9 protein-coding genes are annotated in these 10,480 nt (G+C 67.1%); all 9 read left to right on the forward strand.

From position 1 onward, the window contains the following. The first annotated feature begins 251 nt into the window (after positions 1 to 251). The 9 genes from OG936_RS31320 to OG936_RS31360 all read left to right on the forward strand — a co-directional run bounded on the left by OG936_RS31320 (position 252) and on the right by OG936_RS31360 (position 10,480). The gene (locus OG936_RS31320; RefSeq protein ID WP_406499306.1) at positions 252 to 1,184 is read left to right on the forward strand and encodes a hypothetical protein; all 933 of its coding nucleotides are present in this window, start codon (positions 252 to 254) and stop codon (positions 1,182 to 1,184) included. A gap of 234 nt (positions 1,185 to 1,418) precedes the next feature. Beyond that, positions 1,419 to 2,102: a hypothetical protein gene (locus OG936_RS31325; RefSeq protein ID WP_406499308.1), complete on the forward strand. Its 684-nt coding sequence runs from the start codon at positions 1,419 to 1,421 to the stop codon at positions 2,100 to 2,102. Between the two features lie 309 nt (positions 2,103 to 2,411). Further along, positions 2,412 to 3,863 (forward strand): DUF6801 domain-containing protein, encoded by a 1,452-nt coding sequence (locus OG936_RS31330; protein WP_406499309.1) that lies wholly within the window; start codon positions 2,412 to 2,414, stop codon positions 3,861 to 3,863. A 600-nt stretch (positions 3,864 to 4,463) separates the two neighbouring features. Beyond that, positions 4,464 to 5,459: an ABC transporter ATP-binding protein gene (locus OG936_RS31335; RefSeq protein WP_406499311.1), complete on the forward strand. Its 996-nt coding sequence runs from the start codon at positions 4,464 to 4,466 to the stop codon at positions 5,457 to 5,459. Next, positions 5,456 to 6,316 carry an ABC transporter permease gene (locus OG936_RS31340; RefSeq protein WP_266750260.1) on the forward strand — a complete coding sequence of 287 codons (861 nt, stop codon included), beginning with the start codon at positions 5,456 to 5,458 and terminating at the stop codon, positions 6,314 to 6,316. The genes OG936_RS31335 and OG936_RS31340 overlap by 4 nt, the downstream gene beginning before the upstream one ends. 3 nt (positions 6,317 to 6,319) lie before the next feature. Next, positions 6,320 to 7,123: an ABC transporter permease gene (locus tag OG936_RS31345; protein ID WP_266750262.1), complete on the forward strand. Its 804-nt coding sequence runs from the start codon at positions 6,320 to 6,322 to the stop codon at positions 7,121 to 7,123. Beyond that, positions 7,123 to 8,436 carry an MCE family protein gene (locus OG936_RS31350; protein WP_406499313.1) on the forward strand — a complete coding sequence of 438 codons (1,314 nt, stop codon included), beginning with the start codon at positions 7,123 to 7,125 and terminating at the stop codon, positions 8,434 to 8,436. Before OG936_RS31345 ends, OG936_RS31350 begins: the two co-directional genes overlap by 1 nt. Beyond that, the gene (locus tag OG936_RS31355) at positions 8,433 to 9,464 is read left to right on the forward strand and encodes an MCE family protein (RefSeq protein WP_406499315.1); all 1,032 of its coding nucleotides are present in this window, start codon (positions 8,433 to 8,435) and stop codon (positions 9,462 to 9,464) included. The genes OG936_RS31350 and OG936_RS31355 overlap by 4 nt, the downstream gene beginning before the upstream one ends. Next, positions 9,461 to 10,480 carry an MCE family protein gene (locus tag OG936_RS31360; RefSeq protein WP_406499317.1) on the forward strand — a complete coding sequence of 340 codons (1,020 nt, stop codon included), beginning with the start codon at positions 9,461 to 9,463 and terminating at the stop codon, positions 10,478 to 10,480. Before OG936_RS31355 ends, OG936_RS31360 begins: the two co-directional genes overlap by 4 nt.

Below are 10,480 nucleotides of genomic sequence, written 5' to 3' on the forward strand. Positions count from 1 at the left end.
AAGTAACATCACGGCTCGGCCAATTAAGGCATGCAATTCGCCGGTAAATCACTGCTCGGTCTTCCGGCTTCGGATCCACCCGCGACGTACTACTGAAACCGGGCCGTCAGCGTTCAACCGACGCAGCCGTGCCCCAGAAAGTCCCGCACACAACGCATGCAGTCACTCTTGGCGCCGATGCCGCCTGCGTTGAAACCGGCCAACTTCATGTACGACGCCGCCCAGCGGGGCGGCAGTCAAGAGGGGACGACATGAGAATCGCTTCGACCGGAGCGCGCGTGGGGCTGCTGGCAGCCTGTACCGCGTTCGTCGCCGTGCTCTCCACCGGAACAGCCACCGCAGCCACTCAACTGAACGGGCACTGGGCGCCGTTCGACCGGTGCCCGGTGGACGCGCCCGCCATGCTGGCGGCCGACGGCGTGACGAACATCGCGACCTGCATCTCCTCGCACTCGGCCGGCGGGTCGATCAAACTCGGCAATACGCAGGTGTCGACCGGCAACACCGACCTGCAACTCGGAGTGATCCAGCACAGCGACGGCACCACGTCGCTGGTCGCCCCCGCGGAGGGTGCGCTCGTCGCCGACTCCGCGGATCTGCCGGGTGGTCTGCTCGGCCTCATGTGCCCGAGCGGAATCCCCGTCGTCTCGGGAATCTGCAACCAGATCACCAACAGCACTCTCAACAAGGTGACCGCTACGATCGAACCGGCCGGTGCCCCGAGGGACTTCAATATGGCCGCGAGCTTCGGCGTCGGCCAGCCGATCCTGTCGATTCCGGTCCGCGTCCATCTGCGGAATCCGTTCCTCGGCGACAAGTGCTACATCGGGACCACCTCGAACCCGATCGTGCTGAAGCCGCAGAACACGACGGTCCCCTCCCTCTCGCTCCAGCAGTTCGCCGGCGACGGGACGCCCAGTGACAGCGGTGAGATGGGGCGTTACACCTTCGGCGGCGCCGACCAGGGCGACTCCGGCTACGCGGTGCCGGGTGCCAGCGGTTGTGGCGCCGGCCTGCTGGACTGGGCGGTCAACCTGAAGACCAGCCTGCCTTCGGCGGCGGGCAAGAACAGCGTCGTGCTGAACGACACCGCGACGTACTTCGCGAGCCCGTACGACCCGGCGGGCCTGGCCCCGGACGAGGGCAAGGCGTTCTCGAGGTACTGGCACTCGGCCGCGCGGTAGAGCCCGGTTCTCCGCAGCCACGGCAGGCGCCGCGCTACCGGAATGAAGAGCGAAAGGAAGGGCGGAGCGAAAGAAAGGAGGGGGCGTATCTGATTTCCGGCGAATCAGCAACCCGCTCGCTACATCGGCGGGAGCACCTCGCCAAGAAAATTCTACGGTGGGTCGTGACTGTCCTTTCCTTCTGCGTCGCACCCCCACTGATTCAGCAACGGGACAGGAAAAGGGAGAAGTTCTATGCGTAAGAAGACGAGCATCCTGACAGCGGCTGCCGCCGCTGCAGCCGCGGTCGCCCTGACCGCCCCTTCGGCGATGGCCGGGCCCACCGCGGCCTGGAACATCACGCCGACGGGCAACTTCACGGGCGCCGCCGGCCAGACCATCCTCACCGACAATGTCGGCAACCAGATCAAGTGCGAAACCGCCTCGGCGAACGGCAACGCCCCTGCCTCGCCCGTCGCCGGTCCCGTGCTCGCCCAGATCACCACGGCCTCGTTCAACGCGCCGTGCACCGGTCCGTTCAGCAGTACGTGGACCGTCACCAGCGAGACCTCCGGAGCCAACGGTCCGTGGCGGATCAACGGCAATACGCCGGGCGGCTACACGGCGGGCGTCGGTGCCAACAAGACCGGTCTGACCAAGGGATACATCGACAACATCAAGGCCACGGTCTCCGGTTCCAGCGTTCTCGGCCCCTGCACCTTCGTGGTGAAGGGCTCGGTGGACAGTGAGTACAACAACCCGACCGCCGGGGGCGCCAACGGCACCCTCGTCGTCGCGCCCGCCGCGACCGGCCCGCGCACCCTGACCATCAGCAACAAGGTGGGCGGCGGCTGCGGGATCGTCGGTGCGACGGCGACCTTCAAGGGCACCTACACCGTCAAGAGCGGCAGCGTCTCGCCCGTCATCACCTACAGCTGACCGGCCCGCGCTCGATCTCCCGCTCGGAGCGGATGGCCCGGCCGCAGCAGTGACGGCCGGGCCATCCGGTGTGGCGCCGGTGCCCCGGGACGCGAGCGCGACACTCAAGAACTGACAGTTTCCCACTCATCGATTGTCACGGATCGCCAAGAAGGACAGCGGTCGTCGTGCCGCATGAATCGTTCAAGATTCACTGCTTCCCCTCGGTTGCGACGGCGCGTACCGTACCGTCCAGTAAGTCGGGCGGTGCTGCCGGTGGATCAAAAGTCCACGCGATGTTCTGAACGTGAGCCCCGGAGGTATCGAGACATGGCAAGCAGCGTGCGCTGGACAACTCGCCAGCCCGCACGAATTGTCGCAGGTGGCCTCCTGGTCGTCGCGGCCACCTTTCTTCCGGGCGCGGATTCGGCGGCCGATGCGCAACGGGCGGAGACATCCCTCGACTACAACTGCCAATTCCCGGAAGGTTCGTATGCGGTGACGGCCGTCGTCGCGGGACGATTTCCGGCAGGCGGCAGAGTGGGCCGACCGGTGGAGCCCCGCGATGTGACGGTCGAGGTCGACCTGCCGAAGGCCGCGCTGGACGAGCTGACGGGGCTCGATGCCACAGCGGTGTCTGCCGCCGTGCGACTGAAGGTCCTGCACGCCATGTCGAAGGAGTCCGCCACCGCCGACTGGTCCGGGCTCACGGCTCCCGCGCAGGACATCGCCGGGCAGGACGGTCTCAAGCTCGAAGCCGCGGGCGCGGTCCCGACGGCCACGTTCGGCTCGCCCGGCACCGCCATCCTGTCCGCCTCGGACCTGACGCTGGCCCTGAGCCCGTTGAAAGAGGACGGCTCGGCCGCCGTACCGGACGGCATCGACGTCGCCTGCCGGCTCGTGGACGGAGCGGACGGCACGCTCGCCTCCTTGACCATTGGCGGTTCAGCGGAGGAGAAACCCGCCGAGCCCACCCCCGACCTCCCCGACCTTCCCGACCTTGCCGGGAAACTCCCGCCCAGCCAGCGGGAGAAGCTGAACGACGCCCGCCACGCGGCCAGGGCGGAGGGGGACACCGACCCCGAACCGTGCCCGTTCCCGCCGTTTTCCCTTGCCACGCCGGCCGAGACCTATGTGGCGGGGTTCACGAACGTCAAGAAGCTCAACTCGGCGGCGCTGCTCGGGCCCGCACGTCTGAACGTCGTTCTGATGAAGACGTACATCGCCGATCCGTGCACGGACACCTTCACGGTGCTCAGCGAGGCGGACTTCGACTACAACGGGCGTCGGCAGCTGCCTCCGTCGCAGGGGACGTTCCTCACCTACGGATTCATGCCGACCACCGCGACCATGGTGTTGTCCCAGGTCGGCCCGCCCGCCCTCATCACGTCCGTCAGTCACAACTCCGACCCCAGGATCCCGGAGGACACGACTGTCACCGCCGATTTCGAACTCACCATCAGTGATGTCCGTGTCAATGGCGAACCCCTCGACGTGGGCCCCAACTGCCGGACGGTCAAACCGATCAAGCAGACCCTTTACGCGTTCGGTACGGGTAATCCGCCCTCGGGGTACACGGTCAATCGCGGCGGCACGATGAGTGGTGAGACCTATATCCCGGCATTCACCGGCTGCGGTGTCGACGAGGACCTGTCACCACTGATGACGGCGTCCATCTCCGGCGGCGCAAACTTCATCAAGATGACGCAGGCCCCGCTGTGCGTGGTCAGCAACCCCGACAGCCCGGACTGCCCCGCGAAGAAGCCCATTCCGGAACGCTGATCCCGTCCGACGGCCGCCGGCCCCGACCCTGCAAAGGGCCGGGGCCGGCGGCCGTTCTGTTATGCGGCCGGGCGTGCGCTTCTCCGTGGAAACCGCACCGTGCGGCAGGTGCCAATCCCCGAGCGGACGACCTCCCACGCCCTTCGGAATTCATCACTCCCGGACAACTTTCTCCTGTCGACCACTCACTCGATTACAAGTGATCGCCGCCCCTCGAGTACCGCGGAGAAAGTTCGGCGTCCAGTATTGCGAAGTCAGGTTACTCGGTCGTAGCGTCCCGTATGGCCAGCACGGAAATGCGTCAGTATCCGCTTGTCGGGGGCCCCGCGGCCCCGGCGCGTCGGGCCGTGGGCCCCAACCTCTCCACCCGAGTACTTGCGCATGTTTCGACAAAGCCGGGCGGCTGATTTGTCAACGAGTGACAAGTGATCCACTCCCCGCCCATGGTTCGTTGATTTCCGCTGTTCAACGGCTTGTCCTGGCGGTTTCGACGGACATACCGTGCGCCTCCTGGTGCACGGGTGACGAGCCGCCATTGGATTTCTCAGAGCCGGAGCGCTGACAGATGACTACGTTCACCACAACGTCGAGGGAGGGCCGATGGGAATCGAAGTAGTCGTCGAGGGCCTGACGAAGTCTTTCGGCAAACAGAACATCTGGCAGGACGTCAGCCTCACACTGCCCGCCGGTGAGGTGAGCGTGATGCTCGGCCCGTCCGGCACCGGAAAGACCGTCTTCCTGAAATCCATCATCGGCCTGCTCAAGCCCGAGCAGGGCCGCGTCCTCATCAACGGCGTCGACATGGTCAACAGCCCCGAGCGCGACATCATGGAGACCCGCAAACTCTTCGGCCTCATGTTCCAGGACGGCGCGCTCTTCGGCTCGATGTCGCTGTTCGACAACATCGCCTTTCCTCTGCGTGAGCACACCCGCAAGAAGGAATCGGAAATCCGCCGGATCGTCATGGAGCGGATCGACATCGTCGGTCTCCTCGGTGCCGAGGGCAAACTGCCCGGCGAGATATCCGGCGGCATGCGCAAGCGCGCCGGCCTGGCCCGAGCCCTCGTCCTGGACCCTCAGATCATTCTCTGTGACGAACCGGACTCCGGACTCGACCCGGTCCGCACCGCCTACATCTCCCAGCTGCTCATCGATCTCAACGCGCAGATCGACGCGACGATGCTCATCGTCACCCACAACCTCGACATCGCGGCCACCGTCCCCGACAACATGGGCATGCTGTTCTGCCGCAACCTCGTCACCTTCGGGCCGCGCGAGGTGTTGCTCACCAGCGATGTGCCGGTCGTCGCCCAATTCCTCGCGGGGCGCCGCGAGGGCCCCATCGGGATGGCCGAGGAGAAGGACGCCGCCACCCTCGCCGCCGAGGAGACGAACGGCTATGGCGCCGGCATCAGTTCCGCCAACGGCCCGCGCACCGTCGTACCGCAGCTGGAGCCGTCGCCCGGCATGCCCGTACGGCAGGCAGCGCTGCGCCGCCGGGAACGGGTCCTCTCGATGATGGGCCAGCTGCCGGAGGCCGCCCGTACCGCCATCATGAAGAGCTACACCCCGGCCGCGGGCGGTGGACGCCCGTGACGGCCCCCATGCCGGTGCGGCCCCCCGAGCCGCCCGCGGCCGGCGCGGCCGACGCCACCGGACCGAAGGCACCGGAGCAGCGGCCTCCCGCGCGGCTGCTCGCCCCGCTGCGCGAGACCGGGAAGCTGTTCTCCCTCGCCGGGACCGTGAGCCGCGACATCTTCCGCAGGCCTTTCCAGGTACGGGAGTTCATCGAACAGTTCTGGTTCGTCGCCAGCGTCACCATCCTGCCCGCCGCCCTCGTCTCCATCCCGTTCGGCGCGGTCATCGCCCTCCAGGTCGGCTCGCTGACCCAGCAGCTCGGCGCCCAGTCGTTCACCGGCGGCGCCAGTGTCCTCGCCGTGATCCAGCAGGCCAGCCCCATCATCGTGGCGTTGCTGATCTCCGGTGCGGCGGGCTCGGCAATCTGCGCGGACCTCGGCTCGCGGAAGATCCGCGAGGAACTCGACGCGATGGCGGTCATGGGCGTTTCGCCCATCCAGCGCCTCGTCGTCCCGCGCGTCCTCGCCACCATGCTCGTGGCCGTCCTGCTCAACGGGCTGGTCTCCGTCGTCGGCACGCTCGGCGGCTACTTCTTCAACGTGATCCTGCAACACGGCACCCCCGGGGCCTACCTCGCCAGCTTCTCCGCCCTCGCCCAGCTCCCCGACCTGTACATCAGCGAGGTCAAGGCGCTGATCTTCGGCTTCATCGCGGGCGTCGTCGCCGCCTACCGCGGACTCAACCCGCGCGGCGGCCCCAAGGGCGTCGGCGACGCGGTCAACCAGTCGGTCGTCATCACCTTCATGCTGCTGTTCTTCGTGAACATGATCCTCACGGCGATCTACCTCCAGATCGTCCCCGCGAAGGGGAGCTGACCGATGTCGATGCTCAGCTGGCTGGATCGATCCGGCGAACAACTCACCTTTTATGTAAGGGCGTTGATCTGGATCCCGCGGACTCTGCGCCGCTACCTGCGCGAGGTCCAGCGACTGCTGGCCGAAGTGGCGTTCGGCAGCGGAGGTCTCGGGGTCATCGGCGGCACCATCGGCGTGATGATCGCGATGACCCTCTTCACCGGCACGGTCGTCGGCCTCCAGGGGTACGCCGCCCTCAACCAGATCGGCACCTCCGCCTTCACCGGTTTCATCTCCGCCTACTTCAACACCCGGGAGATCGCCCCGCTCGTCGCCGGACTCGCGCTCTCCGCGACCGTCGGCGCCGGCTTCACCGCCCAGCTCGGCGCGATGCGGATCAACGAGGAGGTCGACGCCCTGGAGGCGATGGGCGTGCGGTCCATGCCGTACCTCGTCACCACCCGGATCATCGCCGGAGTCGTCGCGATCATCCCGCTGTACGCGATCGGGCTGCTCTCCTCGTACCTGGCGTCCCGCTACATCACGATCCTGTTCAACGGACAGTCCGCGGGCACCTACGACCACTACTTCAATCTCTTCCTCTCCCCGGACGACGTGCTGCTGTCGGTGCTCAAGGTGCTGATCTTCAGCGTGATGGTGATCCTCGCCCACTGCTACTACGGCTTCCACGCCACCGGCGGGCCCGCCGGAGTGGGAGTGGCCGTCGGCCGGTCGGTGCGCAACGCCATCGTGCTCATCAGCGTCACCGACTTCTTCCTCTCGCTCGCCATCTGGGGCGCCACGACGACGGTGAAGGTGGCCGGCTGATGAATGCCCACCGGGCGCAGACCGTGCGCCGCAGACTCGCCGGAATCACCTTCCTCCTCGTGCCCGCCGTGCTCGTATGGGTATCGGTCTCCGTGTACAACAAGGACTTCACCGACGACGCCACCGTGACCGTACGCACCGGCAGCGTCGGCAACGAGATGCACGACAACGCGGATGTGAAGTTGCGCGGCGTCGTCGTCGGCCAGGTCCGCACCATCTCGGCCGACGGGAACGGGGCCCGGCTCACCCTCGCGATCCAGCCCGACAAGCTCTCCCGCATCCCCGCCGACGTGACCGCGCAGATGCTGCCCACCACCCTCTTCGGGGAACGGTTCGTGGCGCTCGTACCGCCCGAGGTGCCGTCCGCGCAGTCCCTGCGGGCCGGGGCCGTCATCCCGCAGGACCGCTCCAGCAACGCCATCGAGCTGGAGGAGGTCCTCGGCAATGTCCTGCCGCTGCTGACCGCCGTCAAGCCGGAGAAGCTCGCCGCCACCCTCGGCGCGGTCTCCCAGGCACTCGAAGGACGGGGCGAGAAGCTCGGCGACACCCTCCTCACGCTCGACGCCCACCTGAAGAAGTTCAACCCGCAACTCCCCACGCTCAACGCCGACATCAAGGAACTCGTCAAGGTGAGCAAGGTGTACGAGGATGCCGCCCCCGATGTTCTGGACGCACTCACCGACTTCACCACCACCAGCGGCACCATCGCCGAACAACAGGCGGAACTCGCCGGCCTGTACGGGTCCACGACCGCCTCCGCGCAGGACATCACGTCCTTCCTCCGGGAGAACAAGGACAACCTGATCCGGCTCTCCGCCACGGGCCGGCCGACGCTCGAACTACTGGCACGGTACTCGGACGAATTCCCCTGCACCCTGCGGACCATGGCCGGCTTCGTCCCGGCCATGGACAAGGCGCTGGGCAAGGGCACGGACCGGCCCGGACTCCACGTCACCGTCAAGGCCGTGAAGTCCAAGGGCAAGTACGTGCCTGGCAAGGACACCCCGGTCTACGACGCGACCGGCGGCCCGCACTGCTATTCCGTGCCGTACGTCGGCCGGACCGTACCGACCGCGGACGCCCGTACGGCCGAGGCGGTCGCACCGGCCGGCCGGCCACGCGCCGACGAGCCGGCCGGCACCGCGCCCCGGGACACGAAATCCGCCCTCGGCATGCCCAATTCCCCGCAGGAGAGCCGGCTCGTCAACGAACTGGTCGCTCCCTCACTGAAAGTCCAGCCGCAGACCCTGCCCGACTGGAGCAGCGTGCTCATCGGTCCGGCCTTCCGCGGTGCGGAGGTGAAGCTCAAGTGAAGCGCCGCTCTCTCGCCGGGCCGCTCGCGAAGTCGGTCGTCTTCATCCTGGTGACCGTTCTCGCCACCACCGTCCTGGCCCTGTCCATCGCCAATACGGGCGTCGGCGACACCACCTCGTACAAGGCCAGGTTCACCGACGTCACCGGACTGGTCGTCGGTGACAGCGTCCGGATCGCCGGGGTGAAGGTCGGGCAGGTCGAGTCCATCGAGGTGGCCGACAAGCGGCTCGCCGAGGTCGGCTTCGCCGTCCGCAAGGGGCGCAAGCTGCCCGCCTCGGTGACCGCCTCGGTCAAATACCTCAACATGGTCGGCCAGCGGTACATCGACCTCGGCCAGGGCGCCGGACCGGTCGGCCGCAGCTTCGCCGCCGGGGCGACCATCCCGCTCTCCCGCACCACTCCGGCGCTCGATCTCACCCAGCTCTTCAACGGCTTCCAGCCGCTCTTCGAAGGGCTCTCCCCGCCGGACGTGAACCAGCTCGCGGGCTCCATCGTCCAGGTGCTCCAGGGTGAGGGCGGCACCGTCGACAGCATCCTCCAGCACGTCGGCTCACTGACCGGAACGGTCGCCGCGAAGGACAAGGTGATCGGCGAGGTGATCAAGAACCTCAATACGGTCCTGAAGACCGTCAACGACCGCGAGGCCGGCTTCAACGACCTCGTCGTCACCCTCCAGGAACTCGTCACCGGCTTCTCCGGCGACCGCAAACCGCTCGGCCGGGCGGTCACCGCGATGGGCGCGCTCACCACCGTCACCGCGGACCTCCTCGACGACGGCCGTAAACCCCTCAAGGACGACATCCGACAACTCGGCCGTCTCTCGGACCAGCTGGGCAAGGGCACCCCGCAGATCGAGAACTTCCTGCACAAGACCCCGGCCAAGATGGAAGCGATCAGCCGCCTCGCCTCGTACGGCTCATGGCTCAACCTCTACCTCTGCGAGGCCAAGGTCAGCGGTGTGACCAACGACGACGGCAGCGCACCGCCCACCGGCATCGTCGTCGCGAAGCCGAGGTGCCAGGCATGAGAATCAAACCCGTACGGGAACGCAACCCCGTCGCCGTGGCCCTCGTCGGACTGATCGTCCTCGCCCTCGTCGGCCTGTCCGCCTACCGCGCCGACTCGCTGCCCTTCATCGGCGGCGGCACCACCTACAACGCCGACTTCACCGAATCCGCCGGACTCGACGAGGGCGACGAGGTACGGGTGGCCGGAGTGAAGGTCGGCGAGGTCACCGGCGTCTCGCTCGACGGCTCCAAGGTGAAGGTCCGCTTCAAGGTCAAGGACGTCTGGATCGGCAACTCCTCCACCGTCGGCATCGCCATCAAGACCCTGCTGGGCGAGAAGTACCTCGCCGTCGACCCGCTCGGCGACGCCCCGCAGGACCCGCACGAGCGGATCACGGTCAGCCGCACCACCTCCCCGTACGACGTCACCCAGGCGTTCAACGGGCTCGGCGAGACCATCGGGGAGATCGACACCCAGCAGCTCGCCAAGAGCTTCGAGACGATCTCCGCCACCTTCAAGGACTCCCCGCCGGACGTGAAGAGCGCCGCCGACGGGCTCTCCGCCCTCTCCAGAACGGTCTCCGAACGCGACGCCCAGCTCGCCACCCTCCTCAAGGGCAGCAAGCAGCTCACCAAGACGCTCGCCGGCAAGAAGAGCAGCTTCGAAACCCTGCTGGAGGACGGCAATCTGCTCCTCGGCGAGATCCAGGCGCGCCGCGACTCCATCCATCTGCTGCTCACCGGCACCCGGAACCTGAGCACCCAGCTCACCGGCCTCATCGAGGACAACAACAAACAGCTGAAGCCCACCCTGGACTCGCTCGGCCGGGTCACCGCGGTGCTGGTGAAGAACCGCAAGAGCCTCGACAAGGTGCTGTCGCTCGCCGGTTCGTACAACCGGCTCGTCGGCAACACCCTCGGCAGCGGCCGGTGGTTCGACAACTACGTCTGCGGGGTCGTCCCGAAGAACTACCTGCCCGCCGGGACACCCGCAGGAGCCGAATGCAAGCCACCCAAGCAGCAAGGCGGCCGATGA

Origin of the sequence: Streptomyces sp. NBC_00846 (genome assembly GCF_045207325.1) — a bacterium.
GTDB lineage: Bacteria > Actinomycetota > Actinomycetes > Streptomycetales > Streptomycetaceae > Streptomyces.